The sequence below is a fragment of the Flavobacterium sp. YJ01 genome, from assembly GCF_029320955.1.
In the GTDB taxonomy this organism is placed as follows: Bacteria; Bacteroidota; Bacteroidia; order Flavobacteriales; family Flavobacteriaceae; genus Flavobacterium.
Genome location: NZ_CP119757.1, coordinates 13,889 through 33,014, shown reverse-complemented (window position 1 = coordinate 33,014; position 19,126 = coordinate 13,889). Strand labels below are relative to the sequence as shown.

At 28.8% G+C, this 19,126-nt stretch carries 17 protein-coding genes; 5 read left to right on the top strand and 12 right to left on the bottom strand.

What is annotated here, in order from left to right; genetic code table 11:
* Positions 1 to 5: 5 nt before the first annotated feature.
* Positions 6 to 401: a VOC family protein gene (locus P0R33_RS00170; protein ID WP_276173556.1), complete on the bottom strand. Its 396-nt coding sequence runs from the start codon at positions 399 to 401 to the stop codon at positions 6 to 8.
* 120 nt (positions 402 to 521) lie between these two features.
* Here P0R33_RS00170 and P0R33_RS00165 point away from each other — a divergent pair, with 120 nt between their 5' ends.
* The 5 genes from P0R33_RS00165 (at position 522) to P0R33_RS00145 (ending at position 4,474) form a co-directional block, all read left to right on the top strand.
* Entirely contained in the window at positions 522 to 1,094 is a 573-nt protein-coding gene (locus tag P0R33_RS00165; RefSeq protein ID WP_276173555.1) for a hypothetical protein, read from the top strand.
* A gap of 8 nt (positions 1,095 to 1,102) precedes the next feature.
* Positions 1,103 to 1,615, top strand: coding sequence for an endonuclease V (locus P0R33_RS00160; RefSeq protein WP_276173554.1), 513 nt, complete (start codon positions 1,103 to 1,105; stop codon positions 1,613 to 1,615).
* A gap of 105 nt (positions 1,616 to 1,720) precedes the next feature.
* Positions 1,721 to 2,755 carry a helix-turn-helix domain-containing protein gene (locus P0R33_RS00155; protein ID WP_276173553.1) on the top strand — a complete coding sequence of 345 codons (1,035 nt, stop codon included), beginning with the start codon at positions 1,721 to 1,723 and terminating at the stop codon, positions 2,753 to 2,755.
* 97 nt (positions 2,756 to 2,852) lie between these two features.
* Positions 2,853 to 3,314 carry a nuclear transport factor 2 family protein gene (locus tag P0R33_RS00150; protein ID WP_276173552.1) on the top strand — a complete coding sequence of 154 codons (462 nt, stop codon included), beginning with the start codon at positions 2,853 to 2,855 and terminating at the stop codon, positions 3,312 to 3,314.
* Positions 3,315 to 3,328: 14 nt separating this feature from the next.
* Complete coding sequence (locus P0R33_RS00145) at positions 3,329 to 4,474, top strand: nuclear transport factor 2 family protein (RefSeq protein WP_276173551.1); 1,146 nt, start codon at positions 3,329 to 3,331, stop codon at positions 4,472 to 4,474.
* Positions 4,475 to 4,788: 314 nt separating this feature from the next.
* Here the strand turns inward: P0R33_RS00145 and P0R33_RS00140 are convergent, their stop codons facing one another.
* The 11 genes from P0R33_RS00140 to P0R33_RS00090 form a co-directional block, all read right to left on the bottom strand.
* Positions 4,789 to 5,541 (bottom strand): hypothetical protein, encoded by a 753-nt coding sequence (locus tag P0R33_RS00140; protein ID WP_276173550.1) that lies wholly within the window; start codon positions 5,539 to 5,541, stop codon positions 4,789 to 4,791.
* A 199-nt stretch (positions 5,542 to 5,740) separates the two neighbouring features.
* Entirely contained in the window at positions 5,741 to 6,211 is a 471-nt protein-coding gene (locus tag P0R33_RS00135) for a hypothetical protein (protein ID WP_276173549.1), read from the bottom strand.
* A gap of 191 nt (positions 6,212 to 6,402) precedes the next feature.
* Entirely contained in the window at positions 6,403 to 7,170 is a 768-nt protein-coding gene (locus P0R33_RS00130; RefSeq protein WP_276173548.1) for a hypothetical protein, read from the bottom strand.
* A 106-nt stretch (positions 7,171 to 7,276) separates the two neighbouring features.
* On the bottom strand, positions 7,277 to 8,389 hold the full coding sequence (locus P0R33_RS00125; RefSeq protein WP_276173547.1) for a DUF1887 family CARF protein: 1,113 nt from the start codon (positions 8,387 to 8,389) through the stop codon (positions 7,277 to 7,279).
* Positions 8,386 to 8,964, bottom strand: a complete 579-nt coding sequence (locus tag P0R33_RS00120) for a hypothetical protein (protein ID WP_276173546.1) — start codon at positions 8,962 to 8,964, stop codon at positions 8,386 to 8,388. The genes P0R33_RS00125 and P0R33_RS00120 overlap by 4 nt, the downstream gene beginning before the upstream one ends.
* Positions 8,961 to 10,379 (bottom strand): phospholipase D-like domain-containing protein, encoded by a 1,419-nt coding sequence (locus tag P0R33_RS00115; RefSeq protein ID WP_276173545.1) that lies wholly within the window; start codon positions 10,377 to 10,379, stop codon positions 8,961 to 8,963. The genes P0R33_RS00120 and P0R33_RS00115 overlap by 4 nt, the downstream gene beginning before the upstream one ends.
* 33 nt (positions 10,380 to 10,412) lie before the next feature.
* The gene (locus P0R33_RS00110) at positions 10,413 to 11,765 is read right to left on the bottom strand and encodes a hypothetical protein (RefSeq protein WP_276173544.1); all 1,353 of its coding nucleotides are present in this window, start codon (positions 11,763 to 11,765) and stop codon (positions 10,413 to 10,415) included.
* Between the two features lies 1 nt (position 11,766).
* A complete protein-coding gene (locus P0R33_RS00105) occupies positions 11,767 to 15,729 on the bottom strand; it encodes an AAA domain-containing protein (protein ID WP_276173543.1) in 3,963 nt (1,320 codons plus the stop codon).
* A 214-nt stretch (positions 15,730 to 15,943) separates the two neighbouring features.
* Positions 15,944 to 16,417: a hypothetical protein gene (locus P0R33_RS00100; RefSeq protein WP_276173542.1), complete on the bottom strand. Its 474-nt coding sequence runs from the start codon at positions 16,415 to 16,417 to the stop codon at positions 15,944 to 15,946.
* Positions 16,418 to 16,556: 139 nt separating this feature from the next.
* Positions 16,557 to 16,913 (bottom strand): hypothetical protein, encoded by a 357-nt coding sequence (locus tag P0R33_RS00095; protein WP_276173541.1) that lies wholly within the window; start codon positions 16,911 to 16,913, stop codon positions 16,557 to 16,559.
* A gap of 29 nt (positions 16,914 to 16,942) precedes the next feature.
* On the bottom strand, positions 16,943 to 18,733 hold the full coding sequence (locus tag P0R33_RS00090; RefSeq protein ID WP_276173540.1) for a DUF262 domain-containing protein: 1,791 nt from the start codon (positions 18,731 to 18,733) through the stop codon (positions 16,943 to 16,945).
* Positions 18,734 to 19,126 lie beyond the last annotated feature (393 nt).

Below are 19,126 nucleotides of genomic sequence, written 5' to 3'. Positions count from 1 at the left end.
TATAACTACATTCCCGGCCAATATAAAAAATTGAATTTATGTCCGTCTGGATCTGCAAAACCAAAAGTATAACCGACTTCAAAATTTTCTGGTTCAGAGAAAATAGTACCGCCGATTTCTTTTACTTTTTTATACCAAAGATCCACTTCTTCTCTACTCTTTGCTGATAAAGAAAAGATAATTTCGTTTTCTGTTTTGGCATTTGCTAATTTTCCTTTTACAGCAACTTCTAATTTTTTGGGAACAAAAAAGTTAATGATGAAATTATTTTCAGCAAATATAAAACTCACCAACTCGTCTGTTTCTTTTCCGTTTTGTTTGAAACCTAAATCAGTGTAAAATTGAATTGTTTTTTGTAAATCATTAGAAACAAGGTTTCCCCATATCATTTTAGTTTTCATGAGTTTTAGTTTTAATTGATTGTACTCTAAGTTACTATTTTTTTTAGGAAGAACTCAATCTAAGTAATATGAAAGTAAAGTTTTTTCTTATATTAGCTCATAATGTTATCATTTAAAAGTATGAAAATTTTCAAACCTTTCTCTTTTCTTTTCGCTGCGATTCTAACTGGCTGCGTTGGAAACATGAATCCAACCGGAGGAAATTCTACGCCAAATTATCCTTATTTCATAACTACTGAACCTTTGGTAGTAAAGAAAATTCAAGTTCCAGTTGGGACAAAATTAGTTTACCAAGAGCATTTTTTTGTTGAAGGAAAACAAGATCACAAAATGCGTGAAGAAAAACTCACTACAATTGAATTTCCTAAAGGTAGAGAATTAATTTGGGGAGGTGTTCCTGTGAGATCTATTTATAAATTTTTCAATTCAGAAATGCGAGGCTATACTGTTACGGCAGATTTTACCAAATTGAGCGAGGATAATAAAACGAGATTTTCAGAATTATGGCAAAGTTGCAGTAGTGATCTCGGGATTACTATTAAAAATACGGATGATTGGTCTTTTAATAAACAAAATATAGCAGACGTAGAAAGTTGCAGCGTAATATATCAACGTTATTTTAAAGACGACACCAAACAGCAATCATTTTTAAATGAAATGTATGCTGAATTACAGAAAATTAATTCAAAATAAAAACATAAATGCCCAATAAAATCTTAGCTTTTGATACGTACTATTTTGATCAAAAAGCAAAAACTGTTTGTCTTGAATTCGAAAAATGGAATGAAGGCAAAAATTTTAAAGTTTACTCTGAAATCATTGAAAATGTTGAAGAATATATTCCAGGAGAGTTTTACAAAAGAGAATTGCCTTGTATTTTAAGTTTACTCCAACAAATTGATTTATCTGAAATTGAAGTAATTGTAGTTGACGGGTTTGTCTATTTAGATGACGAAAATAAATACGGTTTAGGCGGTTATTTATATGAAAAATTAAACAAAAAAATCCCAATTATTGGCGTTGCTAAAACAAATTTTGCTTCAATAGAAAAAAACAAAAAAGCATTGTTTAGAGGCGACAGTAAAAAACCATTGTACATTACTTCTATCGGAATTGATTTGGATGAAGCTTTTAAAAAAGTTGAAAGCATGCATGGAGAATTTAGATTTCCGACCTTATTAAAAGAATTGGATCGATTAACCAAGGAAATATGATTCAAGGTAAAATTCAGTAAAATATTTCTTATATTCGTTTTTAGATAAAAAACATAAAATTAGCTGGTAATTGAGAGGTCAGCAATTACTAATTCGGTAATAATAATGGAATCAAACCAGTTACTTTTCTTTCTTAGCGCATTAGGAGCCTTTAATGGATTTATACTCTCATTTTATTTTGCTGTGAATGCTAAAAAGAAAATTTTTGCAAATTACTTTTTATCCTTGCTTCTTTTAGTTTTAAGTATTCGAATTATAAAATCTGTTTTTTTCTACTTTAATCCTTCTCTCTCCAATATTTTTATTCAAATCGGACTTTCAGCTTGTGTTCTTATTGGTCCTTTTCTTTTCTTAACCCTTAAATCACACGCTCAAAATGGAAAAACGACTTGGGTTCAACACGTAATACCCTATTTAGCAATTATAACCGTTTTAGGGACTTTTTATCCTTATACTCAACATCAATTAATTTGGAGCCTCTGGATTGTAAAGGCAATATATTTTCAATGGTTGGTATATATTATTTTATCATTAAAATATCTTCAACCTATTTTTTACAAATTCAAAGAAAAAGAAAATTTAAAGAAAATAGACATTTGGTTTCTTAGTATTTACTTTGGCGTTTCACTAATATGGTTGGCTTATGCCAGCGCGGCTTATACTTCATACATTGTTGGAGCATTGTCCTTCACCTTTATTTTATATTTAATTATTCTACTTTTAATTTTTAGAAATACCAGCGAAAGTATTTTTTTTAAAGAAAAAGAAAAATACAAGAATAAAGAAATGGATAGTGAAATGCTTGACCTTATCCGTCAAAAAATAATAACTATCGAAGAAAAAGAACTTTATCTTAATCCAGATTTCAATCTTGAAGATGCTGCAAAAGAATTAAAAATAACCAAGCATTTATTATCTCAATATGTAAATGAAATTTTAGGAAAATCATTTTCAAATCTTATAAAAGAATATAGAATCGAAAAAGCCAAAAAATTACTAGAAACTGAAAAAAACTTAACTTATGAAAGTTTAGGTTATGACAGCGGCTTTACTTCAAAATCTACATTTTTCACTGCATTTAAAAAAATAACAGGTCTAACTCCGGCAGAATATCAAAAAGCATATTCAAAAGGAGTTTAATTTTATAAATTAAGAGTTCTACTTTATAGATTAAAACCTTTTTAAAATTCACTTACTGGATATTTGTCTCATTATTATTAATTTAAAAATTTTAAAAATGAGAAAAGTCTTTTTATTTATTTCCTTTAATTTTTTGTTCTTTAATGCCTATTCGCAAGTAAGCGATCCTGGCAATGATTGGCTTTCGATTCAAAAAACACTTAACCTTTATTTAGACGGACAAGCGACAGGCGATTCTGTTAAGGTTGGACAGTCATTTCATGATTCGTGGCAGTTAAAATACTTTGCTGATAATAAGTTAAATATTGTACGTAAATCTGATTACATGAAAGGTTACAAAGTGCCCTATGCTAGAGTTGCAAATTGGTCAGGACGAATTATTTTTATTGATATTACAAATAATGTGGCTGCTGCAAAGGTCGAAATAAGTACTTCAAAGCTTTTATTTATCGATTATTTCAATCTGATGAAAATAAATCAAGACTGGTTTATTGTCGACAAAATTTCGACTAGGACACCACACAAAACAATTGAGGCTCCTACGGCACAGTCGAAATAATAAAACCATAATAAATGACCAATTTTCAGCAAATGAGCAAAATATTAGTTCTATTAGTGGTTCACACATTTCTATTTTCGATGAGTTTAAACGCTCAAAACAAAATCTTGTTTGTAACTTCAAATCAAGATTTTTATGGGAATACAAAAATTCCATCTGCCAATCATTTTGAAGAAATCGTTGTTCCTTATGATATTTTTATAAAAGCTGGCTATACCGTTGATTTTGTAAGTCCAAAAGGTGGCGCAATTCCTATTGGCTACATCAACACATCAGATAGTTTGCAGAAAAAGTATTTGTATGATAGCTGGTTTATGAATAAATTAGAACATTCTAAGAAACCATCATCAATTATTTCCAGAGATTATGTCGCAATTTTTTATAGTGGTGGCGGCGCTGCAATGTTTGGAGTTGCTGAAGATATTACAATTCAAAAAATCGCAAGAACGATTTATAATAACAACGGAATTATCGCTGCAATCTGCCACGGAACGGCAGGAATTGTTAACTTAAAAGATGAAAAAGGAAAATCGTTGTATGCCGGATTAAAAATTACGGGTTATCCTGATGAATTAGAAAATAAGAATGCTGAATATTATAAAGCCTTCCCATTCTCAATAAACAATACGATTAAACAAAATAGAGGGCATTTTATATTTTCTAAAAACGGAGGAGATGCTTTTTATAGCGTTGACGGCAGATTTGTAACAGGTCAAGACCCAAGCTCAGGCATTAAAGTGGCTGATGAAGTGGTCTCGCTTCTAAAAGTCAATTTTAAAGTCCAACAACCAAAATCAAAAAATGATTTGGAACAAATTACAAGTATTCTTAATGATTATATTGAAGGAACTGCTAACGGACAGCCAGAAAGACTTCGAAAAGCTTTTCATCCTAAGTTTAATTTATATACTGTGGCAAACGATACGCTTTGGGTACGCTCAGGCGAAAAGTATATTACTAATATAAAAACTGGAGAAAAAGTAAACAGAGTTGGAAAGATTATTTCAATTGATGTAGAAAATGATGCCGCAATTGCTAAAGCAGAAATAATAGTTCCAGATTGGCGAACTTTTACCGACTATTTTTTATTATTAAAATATGAAGGAAGCTGGAAAATAGTTCATAAAAGTTATTCTTGGAGGGAATTAACTAAAGTATAATAAAGGATTAACTATATTTCTGTAAAATTATAAGCTTTTTACAATGCAAAAAAACTCCAAAATCAAATGACTTTGGAGTTTTTATAATTTTGTGGGCTGTCAGGGACTGGAATCGAACACTTGATGCCTGTTTTGACTTTTTTTGAAAACCTAAAATAATATAAAATATAAAAAAATAACGCCAATGTCTTCCATTGGCGTTATTTGTCTTTTGTGGACTGTCAAGGTTTGCAATCAAACACTTAATACCAATTTTGATTTTTTCCGAGGGCATATTGTAAAGTATTTTATAACGGCTGTTAGCTGCTTCTCTTTTATGTCTTTGTCAGTCGAACAATTACTCCTACAAAGTGTTTTGCTTGCGAATATAAATCTCCGTCAAAGATGTCGTCACCGGTTCTTTTCTCAGGAGTCAATAGCAAGGACTTGTCAATGCTAAGTGCTGCAATTTCAAACTTAGTATTTGCAAATATTACGTTTACTTCGGCTAACTCTGCCAATATGCTCACCAACCAACCTTTATATTTTGTCTTTATTTCTTTAATGTTTTCTAGTGTCTCCGATTCAAATTTTATCGCTTCATTTAACTCTATGCAAGTAAAGTAAGAGTGTTTGATTTTTGAATTTCCTGTTTGTTTGTCAGCAAGATGGAGTAATTCTGAAAGTCGCTTAATATCGTCCTTAATATCGTTTTCGCTTGGATTAATAAGTTTTACTTCTATTGCTGTCAATGGTTTTTCAGTGTCATCTTCATAAACGGTAATATCAAATCGTCCATTTCTGTCTGTATTTTGAGCTGTCCTAAAGATGGTAGGTGCAAAAATGTTTTCCCATAAAATATCAGGAACACATCTTGTTGCAAAAACTTTTGTCCGCTCCTCGGGTCGTATTAGGAATGGAGAACCAGGATAAAAATTCAATTCGCCAATAGCCTTAGCAACATTCATTGTTATTATATATTCTGGCTTTACTTCAGCGTCAAATGTTCCGTTAAAGTTTATTGCATCTACACAGGTGTCCTGAAGTCCTTTGTATATTTTTTTTTCAATGTCTTTGTAACTTCTCATAATTTATGACCTGTGTTTTTTCCTTAAATTCGTTGTCTACTCCGTCGTGCGTTAGAGTTGCAGCTAACGTTCTGGCGCTACACGAGGTTTGGGATTAAAGATGCGCGATTTTTCCATTATGCACAAATTTTCCAAGTACAAAACCATCTTTAAATTCAGCCAAATGCCCAAATCTCGTATAACTGCTAGAAAATGTTATTTAAATAAAAATTTGTCTTTTCAATATTTCTTCAAGTATTTTATCTATATTTTCTTTTTTATCTTGGATTTCATATTGCGTGTTTTTATCTAATACACAAGAAATTTCTAGATCCTGATATTCATAATGGCCCATTTCGTTTCTATAACTATGAAGTGAATTCACTTCTTCAGAAGGAAAAATCTCATACAGATCATTAATTGTGTTTTTGTGTAAATCTATTCTCAGAAAAGGAAAAACATCTTTAATGTCATATTTGTAGATAAGGTCTTCATTACACCACAACAAACATTTTGTTTTATCATTTACATAACCAAGGAACTTTACATTTTCTTTCAAGTTGTAAAGTTTGTCAAAAGGTGATTTTCTGTTAAGTTGATTTAAGATACTCTTTGTTAGTTTTTTGTTTTCGATCTTCACAACGCTTAGTTTAATCGATGTCGCTTTTTCAAATAATTTGTCTGAATACATATAAAATTTATTTTTTATAGTTTATTATCTGTTTTATACTATCAATCTTTCAGGATATACCAATGTTACTAGACTTTTTTTAATACAAGTAAAGTGCTATTTTTGATTTTTCAAAAAAGATTCCCAAATTCGTGATTATTTTTAAATTAAGTATAATGTGAATTGTTTAGCGCTTTCATTCTAATTGATTTTTACTTTTTAAAATTGCGAATTTCATTTGCAATTTCTTTTAATAAATTGTCTGAAACATTTGTACTCAATTGCCGTGTATGAATTAATAATTTTGTTTTATCAGAATTATAATGTGTCCAATATAGTTGTTTTCCATTACCATATTTTTTATCAAAGCTTACATCGAAAATTTCTTTAATTTCATCACCATTAATATAGTTGCTGCAAGCTAATACAACAACGGGGAAACTTTGAAAAAAATCACTTTCTTTAAAAAATTGTTTTCTGCTTGGAATTCCGTCTTTGTTTGCATCTTTAGTAAACTTAGCAGGAGAACTATTCATTTCTGTCAAGAAGAAATTATTATGAAAATCAAATTCTTTTTCTTTTAGTGATGTTAAATCATTTAAAAAAATCAAGTCGTGAAGTTTTTGATATTTTCGCCAAGTTTGTCCTTCTTTTAGTTTTTTTGGATGTAAACTTTTATATGGAAATAATGGATTTGAAGTTAAAGGAGAATCTTTACCACCAATCCAATTGGGAATTGTACTTACTTCAACATTATTTTTAATATTTAAATTCCACTTAATGGCATTTTCCTTGAAATCTTGTAAATTCTCTTTCTGAAACCTAATATAATGTTCGTCACGATTTGCTTTATTTTCTATATCAGTTGCAGTTTCCTTTCCAACAATTAAAATTTTACTATTTGGATTTCCTGTTCCAATGTAGGTTTTAGTTTCTTTACATTCTAATACGCTTTTTACAAAGATTTCTTGGTATTTCATTAATTTAATATTTTATTTTGATTGATATCTCGTTGTTTCAGATGTAACTTGCCCATAATTTATATATACATATGCTAAGTTATAGTGTCAAAATATCTAGTATAAATTAAATTGATGCTTTTCGCTCTAACTGATTGATAACTTTAGACAGCTTATTTAAAGGATTAACTTCTATGTTTAATGCAAATGAATAAAATAATTCGATATCTAACTCTTTACATTTTTCCATTATAGATTGATTAGGCATTTCACGACAAACTAGAATAGATTTCGCTATTATACCTCCATAAGTCTGCTTTACAATTTTCATTTTATTAATATCTTCCTGTCTGACAAAACCTGATTTACATTCAATAAAAATTAATTTTTTCCCAGTATTAATTAAAATATCTATTTCATTTTTAGTCGCTTGTTTATCAGATTTAAAATTAAGTTCAAATCCTAAAAATACCTCCTTATAGTTTTTCAAACTAATAATTTCTTTTGCGACTATTAACTCCCACCAAACAGCTTCGAAAAATAAATCATATGCTATTTTGGAGTTTAATTTTAAAATATTTTTGTTTTTAAACTCGATATTTAGTGATGTTTGATCCCAAATCACTTTAATGCCACTATTTATTGACTCACTTCCTTTTGATGGTAGGGAATCATTTTTATTAAAATATTTCTTTCTGAAGGCGCCAATAATTAATTTATATCTAGAATCGTTATTGGCAAAATTTTTAATCTTTTCAGCAGTTTTTATATCTTCTTCTGTAAAGTCCTTTATGGTTTTGTAATTGTATGTGCTGTGTCCAGTTATATCAAAAAATTCTTTTACTGATATTTCAGTACTGATACTTTTTCTTTCGTATGAAGGTAAGACTAAAAAAGAATCATCTTGGTTAATATAAAATCCATCTAAACTTTTCTCATGGATGATTGCTTGACAAGCCAATACCATTATTTTAGTTCCTCCAGTTAAATTAAAGGTAATAGTATCTTCTGGATCTATTTTTTGGATTATTCTTTCACAAATTGTCTTTATTTCATAAAAATCAAAAGCATTACATCGATACTCATTTTGTGGTATACCGCTGATCATCGGCTTTAAATTAGTAAGACTTTCAATTGATTCTTTTGATACAATAAAATGAATTTTATCAGGGCTAAATTCTTTTATTCCTAGATATATTGGTAATAGTTGACCTCCAACTAAAGCGATTTGATGTCTCATAAAATAAAAATTTCAGGTTGATTAGCTAAGGGATCATATACAATATTCAAAATTTCAGAACCAGGCATTGGCTTTCTTAACTCCTTCAAGTATTCTTTAAAATCAACATATACAATTTTACAGCCATAATCTTTGCCAAATATACTCGCAGCAGCTACCATAGATTTTTTTCCACCTGTAATATCTAGAGTCATATTTGAATTTGGATTTAAAATCAAATTTTCTTTCAATGCTTTGTATATGGTTTCAAAATTTTCATTTTCAACGTAAATCATTTTATAATTTGATTCTAAGAATTTTTCTAAATAATCATTTCCATCACTTTTGCTATTGGTCGTAAAAATGATATGTTTTTCTGGATTTACTGCTTTTGCAGTTAAAATAATTGGTTCTGGTGAAAATCCTAAAATTGAAAACAATACACCACCTGACGGGATACTGTTTTGGTAATTATTTTTAAAATTATCTATAACAGCTTCAAAAAGATTTTCATAATAGAGCTCTTGAGCTTTATTAAAATTCCCTGAATTAGCTAGTTCAAGCCATTCATTTAAATACGGTATCTGTTTTTTCATTGTACTATTTCTAATGTCAGATTAAAAAATTTAAGTAAATATTTTTCTCTATTATATTGAAAATATTGTTTTTTAACGATTGTAAAGGTATTGCCTTCAAAAACGCAATCATATGTGTAATTCCCAACAGTTAAATGGGTATTCTTATCTGATATTGCATAAAAAATTGGCAGTTTCAGAAAATCATCTTTCTCCACATTTATGTTCAGATTTGCTTTTATAATTAGATCTGATGGGATCTGTGTAGGTGAAATATTTTTATATTTTTCGTAGTTGATATAGGCTTTAATTAAATCAATTCTTTGTGGAGCAATTTTATATTTATAATTACTGTGATTTATTAAATATTTATGAAAATCAAGAAAATCTTCTCTTTGTTTTTTATTCAATATACAACCCACTTCAAATCCATTAATTAATCCATGATTTCCATCAATATTAGCCGTAAAAATTAATCCATCTGTTTCTGAAATAATGCCCTTAGAATGATTGTCATAATTTCCGAAAATTTCACACCCAATTTTAGCTAAAACTTCTGAGGCTGATAAATGATCATTTCTATAATTCATACCTCTGCAAAATAAAAATACTTTAACACCTCTAATCACAGCATTTTCCAGTGCCTTTACTAGCCTTTCAATATGCTGTAAACCAACAATACTATATGTTGATAAATAAATGAATTCATTGGAATTATCAATGATATTAGTGATTTCATCAAGAAGATTGAATGTTTTATCTAAATATGTAAATCTTAAATTAGAGTCAGCTGCCTTTGGCAGATTATCGAATGCATAATTTACTTGAGTGTAGTTTACCATCATTTTACCTTTTTTTAGCGAATTAGTAAATCCAGAGTAATTTGTTCCTTTGATATAAATTATATCAAAAAGTTTATCTAATTCCTCACTACTATTTTTGTCGAGGTAAATTCCAGATTCCGTATTTTCATTTAAAGACGGTGTCGTTATATTAGCGCTCATGATAAACCCGCATCCTCGATCGGCAATAATAAACTTAGCGTGAGCAGATTCAGAAGCTCTGATATGAACACCATTATCATGTAGTTTTTTTATATAATTCAAATGAATTGTAGAAGTTTTATCATTCATTTCTTCTTCTGTCAAGAATTCACTTAATGATGTAAAATTATTTAGTTTCGATTTGTCTAATTGTGTTAAAATAAATATTGTGACATTTGTTCTTGTTGCTTTTTCTAGTATTAAATCAAATATTTCTTTATCCGTTATAATAAAACTACATATCTTGAGGACAGTAGTACTATCATTAATAATTTTAATCAATTCTTCTTTAAGTCTTACGGTATTATTTTGGGTTATAAATACGGATTCATTCTTAGTGTAATTTTTATAAGTTTCAGCATTTTCGTTACTAATAAACGCTCCAGTTTCCAAATAATCAGTATGTTTTAAATTTATTATCATATCTTAAATGGCTAACATGTGTTGTTTAATATCTAATTTCTCTAATGCCTCATATTCACCGGCAGCTATCATATAATTTCTTAGGTTGCCTTTATATTCAGGGTAAATACTAGTGAATGAATCTATATCCATTCCAGAAATTGTAATTTCACTTAATATTTTTTTTAATGCAACAACCTTTTTTACAAATTCGTCTGTTGTTTTATAATAGATATATAAAATGAGTACATTATTATCCGGATTTCCTGGCCTGTAATCTCTCATTCTTATGATATTAGAAATTAGCCTTTTTCTATCTGGAGCATTTAATAACATTTCTTTATTGATATCTATACTTATCTCAAATTCTCTATTTACAATGTTCTCAGAATGAGCATTTTTTATTTCAAAAGTTTTTTCAATTACTTTCTCTAAATCTTCACTGCTAAACGAAAAGCATTTATCCTCACAGTCTTTGTGTCTATCAATTTCCTGCCAATTCGAAGTAAGTATTGGTTTGGAATTACCTTCTTCTTTTTGCTTCGGGATAATGATCTTAAATTGAAGATTCTTAATTTTATCTTTAATGTTGTTTTCAAAAGATATAATATTTCTTCTTGCTGCATCATAATATGAATTACCATCTGCTAATGAATAAATTGGAAACCCATCTAACAATTCTTTTTTCAGGCGGTCGTCTTTTTTAGTAACATTAACAATAGAAGGCAATGTCAATTTTGAAAATGATAAATCTTCAATTTCAGCCAAACCATAAGGAATATGCATATCTTCTCTGTTTTGCAAATCGATACTTATTATTTCTTCAATTATTGAAGACTTTGAAAGAGGTGTATGAACAATATCAGGGCCAAAGGGTTTTACAAGTCTTGAGTTTCCTAATGAATTTGTATGTATGTAAGAATCACTTTCATTAATATACTTGGAACTGTAAAATGTGTAAAATATCTTAGGAAGTGGTTTTAAAGTAATACCATCAACGTAAAAATCATATGATTTTTTATGCTGTCTAAGCAACGTTTTATTTATAAAAACATCAACACCTATTTCGCTTAAATAATACTTGTTACCATCTTCGACTAAATGACCGTCAAAAATTAATTTGTTTATTCTGAATTCAATTAGTGACTTTGAAGCACCAAGTAATGCGGCTAGTTGCTGTTGTGAATAGTTGGGTTTTGCTGCTAAAAAATCTACGATTACCTTGTCTAAACTATCTAATGGGTCTTGTGTTCTATCCAAAATAATTGAATGAATACAATATATTGGATATTGAATACAAAACATGCCCAATATTTGCTCATCTTTGAGAATTAAATCGTCATATAACTTTTCATAATTTATACTAAATATTCCCATACTATAACTTTAAAGAAATTTGTTGTTTTCCAAAATCCACTTTTGCTATTGACACATCTACTGATTGATTTAAATTAAGTTTAACACCCTTAGGGACTTTGGTTATATGCAGCAATCCATCTAAACCATTTTCAAATTCAACTATGTACCCGAAATCTGCTATGTGTACAATCTTACCCCGGTATTTCATTCCAACTTTCGCCTTATCTTTATTTTCAATCCATATTCTTTTTTTCTTTTCAGCTATTGTCTCTTTAACACCTCCTTTAGTAATTTTATGCTTGACTTCATTATTTACATCTGATTTAGGAAGATTTAGGGTTACTCTTTGATTTACTTTATCAAATTTATAAATGACTAATTTTAAATTTTGGCCTACATTAAAATTCTCTATTTCTTCCAATAAGCCAATTGATATAAATGAAATGGGAAGTAAGCATAGAAAATTATCTATTTGAAAAAACACACCATAAGGAGTATCATTTCGTTTGCCTATAAATCTATATTCAGCATCAATAACCTCTTTTTCTTTATGATTTTTAATGAAATTATCAAACGGAGATGAACCGCTATGGTGGTAATCGGCTATATTTATAAAATTCCCCATTTCACTATTTTTACTTAGCTGTACTAATCTTCTAAAGAGTTTTGTATAATTAAACATCCCATCAAAATGAGAAAGGGAGCTAGTAAGAGTTACTTCATTACCAACCAATATTAATTTCTTTTTAGCTCTACTGAACGCTACGTTTAATCTACGGGCATCATCTAAAAATCCAACTTTGAGATATTTTTTTTTGCCATCAATAGATTTCACTGCACTATGATCCGTTGATCTAGTGAAACTAAATATAATTATGTCATATTCTTTTCCTTGAAAGGAATCTAATGTTGCTACGTCAATATTAATATTTTTGCAAGCTGTTGATTTTTTTATGAATTCTTTAATATTAGCAACCTGAAACTTATAAGGAGCAATAATTGCAATATTTTCTGTTTTAATGTTATTATCTAATAATTGAGGCAAAACAAACTCAGTAATAATTTCGGCTTCGGTATCATTTTTTACTGAATTTTCTTCTTTCTGCTCAAAAGGGTCTTTTGAATTTGAAGTGTCAAAAAAAACAATTTCTTTATCGAATGGGAACGGCATGTTTATCTTATTTAGAGAAGTTCTACTGCCCATCAAAACTTTTGCGCCATAAAAAGCATCTGAAACAAAGTTTCCAATATTAGGATGCATTCTATGCTGATAATTTAACATTTCCTTATTTTCAGATGGAAATTGTTTGGATTCAATTCTATTAATTATAAATTCAAAAAAAGAAGTTGTCAATGCGTGAGCTATCTCATCATCTGTGTAATCCTTACCATAAATAGAATTAGGAAAACTATTTGGATCTTTTCTGTCTATTAAAGAACTATCCATGTATGGAGGCAATTGCATTTGATCTCCAACCAAGATTACTTTTTTACCAAGCTCAATAGCAACTAATGTTTCTGCAATATTAGCTTTACCTGCCTCATCAATAATTACTGTGTCGAATTTAAAATTACTGTCTTTAAATATTTTATCTCCTTTAATTCCGATACAAGTAGCAAAAACAACGTCTACTGAATTATAAATAATTGGTTGCAGCAAAACTTCACATTCATTATTAAAAGATTCATCCCATAAAGATAAAGCTTGAATAGTATCGAAAAGCTCCTTGATGGACAAACCTGTTAAACTATCTCTTAGAATGAAATGCTTTTCTTTAAAGGTATCTTTTAGATAGTTATAACCAATAATTAAATCATTTACTTTTTTATTGAAAATCAGTAATCTATCTTTAGAATTAATGTCTTTTTTAACAAAATCCAAAAAAAGTTCAGTCAGTATTTTTTGATTCTTAATAAATAATTTGTAGTCTATCTTGTATTCTTCTGCCAGATTATGATAGCAATATTTTATTAAGCCGCTATCTATTCTTTCAGGGTTTCCAACACGTAATAGATTTAGATTTGGGTTTTTAGCAATTTTTTCAAGTACATTATCAACCGCGACGTGATTTTGACCTGAAACTAATATTTTTTCATTATTGGAAGTTAATTGTTCTATTATCTCTGCAATTACTGTTGTTTTTCCTGTACCGGGAGGACCTTGTACTAAAAAAATATTCTGATTTCCAATTGCTTTTTTTACAGCTCTAACTTGAATATTATTGGATTGTTCTAACTCTGTTCTTCGTAAATCTTCATTTTTAAAATTTATATTTTTTAGAATTGGTGATTTAACTTTTGATGGATTAACCAATAGTGATTCAATATGATCTATTTTAATTTTTTTTTCTAAAAAATCTTTAATTATCTCACGTTGAATATCAAATTGCCAGGTTGAAACCTTTTTATCTAAATAAAAACCATTTTGTAATGTTTCTAGATTAATATCTCTATTAAATTTTAGTATATAATTGTCTTCTTGAATTGAAATAAAACCTTCTGAAAATTTTGCTAGTTTTTCTTTTTGATATAGTTTTATATTTACAATTCCTTCCTCAAGTTCAAATTTGTCGCCAATTTCTCTTGGTAACTTTATGGAAATGCCATCTGAATTACTATTAATTTTTTCAAATTTTTCAATAAAAACATTAGTATTATCAATAGCTAATAAGCTAATTTGATATTCTAAAAACTTATCAATTATTGCTAACGTTCTTCCCTCTTGCTTTAATATTTCACCTGTGTCAAGTTTTAGTTTTTCAATAATTTCAAAACATTCTAGCTTTGTCAAACAGTAGTCCAGAAATTGTTTTTGAGTATTATCGAAAGGTAAAGAAGCTAATGGACTTACAACCTTAAGTTTGTTATTGAATAAGAAAGAACCATTTTTAGTACTATCTTTTTTAATTTTTGATGCAAAACCTAAATTTTGACCAATACTGAAATTGGTTATTCCAAATTTTACATTTTTATTATCCTTATAGATTTCAATAAACCCGTAAAGATTTATCTCTTCGTTGTATATTGAAAAATCAAATATTGTAATTAATTCTTTACTGTTATTTTTATGTTCTTCTATGCGTTTATTAATTTTTATCCAATACTTTTGGTTTGATAATATTTCAAGAACTGCTTTTTCATTTTCAATATTATATTCAACTTCATTTAAATAATAAGGAATAGCTTTTTGTTTAAAATCAGTTTCGAATGCTGAACTATTAAGTAAAAATTGAATGTATAAAGTTATACCTGTGTCAATCTCTTTACTAAAAATATTAGCGTCTAAATCAAATCCTTTTTTTATTATTTGAATTTCTTTATCATTAGCACTTTGTCCAAGAAGTGTTTTTTTGAATTTAGTAAATGACTGTAAGTCTTCTTCAATAAAATTCAAATGATCTTTTAATGGTTCTTCAATTTCAAAATCATCAAATTGTTCCTGATCGCATGGAACAAAATCTAGTAAACTTGAATCATCAAGTTTGTTATTGATTTTTAAACGTAAATCTTTTGTTTGATTATTTAGAAGTGATTTTCTAACAATCCCAAATAATTTATTTTTGGTTTGAACAAGATAAGTACTATCCAAATCCTGAATGATTTCAACATCAAACTCTTCTCCTCGTTCAAGTCGTTCCCATTTTATTGTTTGATTAATAGGATTAACGAGATGCTTTTGAGTTAAAATAACTTGCTTATTAACTTCATTTACGTCAAAAACAACACATTTAATTTGATCTCCAACTTTATACATTTTAAATTCTTGTTCACTTTCTGGAAGCGACCAAGAAATATCAATTAAGGAAAGCCTGCCTATATATCCGTCAACATATTCAATTATGATTTGAGATGGAGCAATAATCTTAGAAATTGTAGCTTTTACAATACTACCACGTGTAAAAAGGTTTATATTATTTTTTATTTCCTCTTTTTTGGGTTTAGGAATGATAAGTTTAGAAGAAAGTATTTTTCCTTTATTCATAATATAGTCACTTGTTTTTTTTAAAGAAGAGAATTAATCTGTTACAATTTTGCCCTCATTTTGAGTTATTCTTGAATTTTGATTGCCTTCAATTATAACACCCATTTATTATATTTCAACGGCCATGAGTTCCGATTGCAAGGGTAATAATATAGCTGTTTGATACATGCTTACATTTTTTAATTTGCTTTGATGTATGTTATTGTCTGGTTTTTTATTCATTAAATTTAAGAATCTCTTTTCCTTTTCTAGTGAGATAGAAGTCATTTAATTTGTTTTCTTCAATTCTCTGAATTTTTAATGCTAAAATTTCACCATTTTTCTTGTCATAAATTATCGTAAACATTCTTACATCGGTGTTTTTATATACTTCGTAATGTTTATTTAAATCTTCGGCATAGGCAACCATGTAATTTGCAGAATCTTTAGTGTAAGCGCTATCGAAAAAGTTTACAAAGTATTTTTTTTGAACATTTAAATCTATGTCATTTTGTACTAGTATTTTTTCTTCGGCTATAAACTTGAAACTAAATCTTTCTTCAGTAAATTTTAAATCAGCCCTATTTTTATAATAGGTTTCAAAAAAAATATCGTTTTGAGCAAAAATAAAATTGGAACTAATCAAAAATATAGATAACAATAAAGTTTTTATTAATTCATTTTTGCCAACTTGTTTTTTGATTTTCATCTGTAGATTTAAATTGGTTACATATTTCATTAACGGTTATTGGAAATTTTACTCTCGCCAACTATAAGTAAGCTGAAGTTAATATTTATACTGTTTAGATATTCAGTTAATTGCCGGATAACGTCAAAATTCCAGTAGTTTAATTTTCACAGTGCGATTCGCCTAACAGAACACCATAAGCATTATCTGAATTAGGATCATTAATTGAATTGACTTTAACCACTTTTACCCAGTTTGTTGTTGCTTTTTTTTCGCGCAGAACTTCACAGATATAACTCGCGTAACCATTACGATTTGTTCCGTCATCCTCTACTGTTATATAAAGAACATTTGCATCAGTAATAATGGCTTCCTTAACTTTAGGTTCTTTAAGGATTTCCTCAAGAGCTAATTTATTATTAGGTTCATCTTGAGGCTTTATTGATTCGCCGCAACTTGTAAATGCTAATATCAACGAAACGAATGCATAAGCATATATTTTTGAGTTAATTTTCATATAAATGTTTTAGGTTTGTTTTTTCTTCACTATAATGATTTGTAATATTCTTTAATTTTTTGAGCCATTAATTTTCTTCTTAGAGTCAGAAATTCTTGATAGTTATCGATAGTCATTTCCATAATTTCGACTGGTACACAATTCATTTTTAAGTTATCTATGAGCTCTTGTTCACTCGAGAGCCCGCTGACCAATTTATTATTGTTTAGGATCTGACTTTTGATAATTTCAAAGTAGTCACTAGGAGGTTTGTTCCCAACTTTAATATTCACTTCTGACTGCATGTAGACGTAGTTTGCAATTTGATTATATCTGCTTCTATCAAGTCCTTTTTTACTTAAATAATCTTTTGGGAATAGATGATGAATGTCGCCACGCAATGAAATAAGATCACTTACCAAAACATCTTTTGATAAAAAGCCTTTGTCATTAGCTTTTACTTGTGAAGCTAGAAAGACGTGAAAATAAGGACTGCTGGCAACTGAAGTATCCAGACTTTGTGGTAAAGATGCGTTCCAAAACGCATCGGAAAGTTCTCCTTCTTCTTTTTCTTTTAAATATTCACCAAATGGTTTTTGCGAAATTTGTTTTATGTCATAATCAAATGTACTCTCTGGTGAGCCAGAGTATCGGCCTGTTAATATTGAATATACCAGCCACTTTCTGACATAGCTTTCAATAGCAACAGAATTAACTCCAATTTCTTTAAGTTTTAGATAAACAATGTAAGCAAAATTTAAAGCATTTTGAGAGCGAATAAGTTTTGGAGAAATAAATCCCGCGGATTTTACGATCATTAGAAACCTTTTAAAATTGGTCTCATTAATAAAATTATGGACTCCCTTTTTTAGTTTTACAAAAGATTGCTCTGCAATTTCTGTTTCATAACTTCTTGTTTCAAAGTTTCTTCCTGACAGTAAACTTACCAAATCAGAAAGTCGTCCTCTATTGAACTGCGATGTAAATGCAACACGGATTAAATCATTATAGCTTGGATCGTATAAATCTTCATTTTCGTTTCTAAGCCACGACATTTTCTGGAAAAAATCTGTTTTAGCAAATTCCTTGTCGTAATCTACTATTTGTTTGTAAAAATCTGGAGCAATGGCTAGATGACAAAAATAATCAATCGCTTTTCTTAATTCATTTCCACCATTTTCTGTGTCAGAAGCAATTTTACTCATTGCAAAATCTGCCTGACTTAAAACAACACCTTTTGAATTTATTCTGATGAAAATTTCAGTGACAGTTTCAATATCTAATTCAGGAGCAAGTTCAATCATTCCGATTGGCTTTTTTACTATACTGATTAAACGTGAAAATGACTTTTCAATTAAATCCTCATCAATTTCGGGATTTAGCGCAAGATAATCTCTAACTAATTTAAGTAAACTTATTTTTCCAGAAAAAGCATCAGTGATATCATGTAGCCAAACTTTATCTTTCAAAATTGCAGGGTTTTGTACTTCGAATCGTTCTTCAATAGGATTAAAAGCAATCTTAATTTTTATGCGCTGATAATTTTTATTTATGACATATTGACCAAGAATTCCTGCTGTTAGAGCTGTTACACGCTGCTGGCCGTCAATTAAGACTTTCTTTCCCTCGCTCAGACTTCCATCTTTCAGTTTTACGTTAGGATTTCGCCATGCTATTACATAACCAATCGGATATCCTTGATATAAACTGTCCATTAAGTCACGAACTTTTGAACTATCCCAAACAAAAGGCCTCTGGATTTCTGGAATTGCGATTTCGCCCGAATTTACCCAAGCTAGGATAGTTTCTATTAAATGTTGGTTTACTGAATATTTTTGCATTTTATACTCTTTATTTCTTTTTAAGATGGTTCTAAGGTGATAATATAAAAATGGTTAATTAAGAAAATATACTCTGATGCTGCAAATAGTTTTTTTACCCAAAGCGGAAAAAAAGTAAAAGCAAGAATAGAAAAAAAAAGAATATAACATTTACGGTTTTCCGTAAAATAGATTTATTTAATTCAAAATAAATTAGAAGTTTCAACGAAAAAAAGCCTGCTTTATACGAGACTTTACTTTATACGGATCATCAAAATTATATTTTAATGATTACAATGTTTATGGTTTCTGGAGGTATTAAAGATTACTTTTTGAGAGTAAAACCTATAAATGATTTCTTTGTTTTTTTATCTATAATGCAACACTGAACTTGTTATAAAGAGAGTTGAAAGT

What these genes read in the sequence shown, in the direction of transcription:
- P0R33_RS00170 (WP_276173556.1), bottom strand. Translation starts at nt 401, where the DNA reads ATGAAAACTAAAATGATATGGGGAAACCTTGTTTCTAATGATTTACAA.
- P0R33_RS00165 (WP_276173555.1), top strand. Translation starts at nt 522, where the DNA reads ATGAAAATTTTCAAACCTTTCTCTTTTCTTTTCGCTGCGATTCTAACT.
- P0R33_RS00160 (WP_276173554.1), top strand. Translation starts at nt 1,103, where the DNA reads ATGCCCAATAAAATCTTAGCTTTTGATACGTACTATTTTGATCAAAAA.
- P0R33_RS00155 (WP_276173553.1), top strand. Translation starts at nt 1,721, where the DNA reads ATGGAATCAAACCAGTTACTTTTCTTTCTTAGCGCATTAGGAGCCTTT.
- P0R33_RS00150 (WP_276173552.1), top strand. Translation starts at nt 2,853, where the DNA reads ATGAGAAAAGTCTTTTTATTTATTTCCTTTAATTTTTTGTTCTTTAAT.
- P0R33_RS00145 (WP_276173551.1), top strand. Translation starts at nt 3,329, where the DNA reads ATGACCAATTTTCAGCAAATGAGCAAAATATTAGTTCTATTAGTGGTT.
- P0R33_RS00140 (WP_276173550.1), bottom strand. Translation starts at nt 5,541, where the DNA reads ATGAGAAGTTACAAAGACATTGAAAAAAAAATATACAAAGGACTTCAG.
- P0R33_RS00135 (WP_276173549.1), bottom strand. Translation starts at nt 6,211, where the DNA reads ATGTATTCAGACAAATTATTTGAAAAAGCGACATCGATTAAACTAAGC.
- P0R33_RS00130 (WP_276173548.1), bottom strand. Translation starts at nt 7,170, where the DNA reads ATGAAATACCAAGAAATCTTTGTAAAAAGCGTATTAGAATGTAAAGAA.
- P0R33_RS00125 (WP_276173547.1), bottom strand. Translation starts at nt 8,389, where the DNA reads ATGAGACATCAAATCGCTTTAGTTGGAGGTCAACTATTACCAATATAT.
- P0R33_RS00120 (WP_276173546.1), bottom strand. Translation starts at nt 8,964, where the DNA reads ATGAAAAAACAGATACCGTATTTAAATGAATGGCTTGAACTAGCTAAT.
- P0R33_RS00110 (WP_276173544.1), bottom strand. Translation starts at nt 11,765, where the DNA reads ATGGGAATATTTAGTATAAATTATGAAAAGTTATATGACGATTTAATT.
- P0R33_RS00105 (WP_276173543.1), bottom strand. Translation starts at nt 15,729, where the DNA reads ATGAATAAAGGAAAAATACTTTCTTCTAAACTTATCATTCCTAAACCC.
- P0R33_RS00100 (WP_276173542.1), bottom strand. Translation starts at nt 16,417, where the DNA reads ATGAAAATCAAAAAACAAGTTGGCAAAAATGAATTAATAAAAACTTTA.
- P0R33_RS00095 (WP_276173541.1), bottom strand. Translation starts at nt 16,913, where the DNA reads ATGAAAATTAACTCAAAAATATATGCTTATGCATTCGTTTCGTTGATA.
- P0R33_RS00090 (WP_276173540.1), bottom strand. Translation starts at nt 18,733, where the DNA reads ATGCAAAAATATTCAGTAAACCAACATTTAATAGAAACTATCCTAGCT.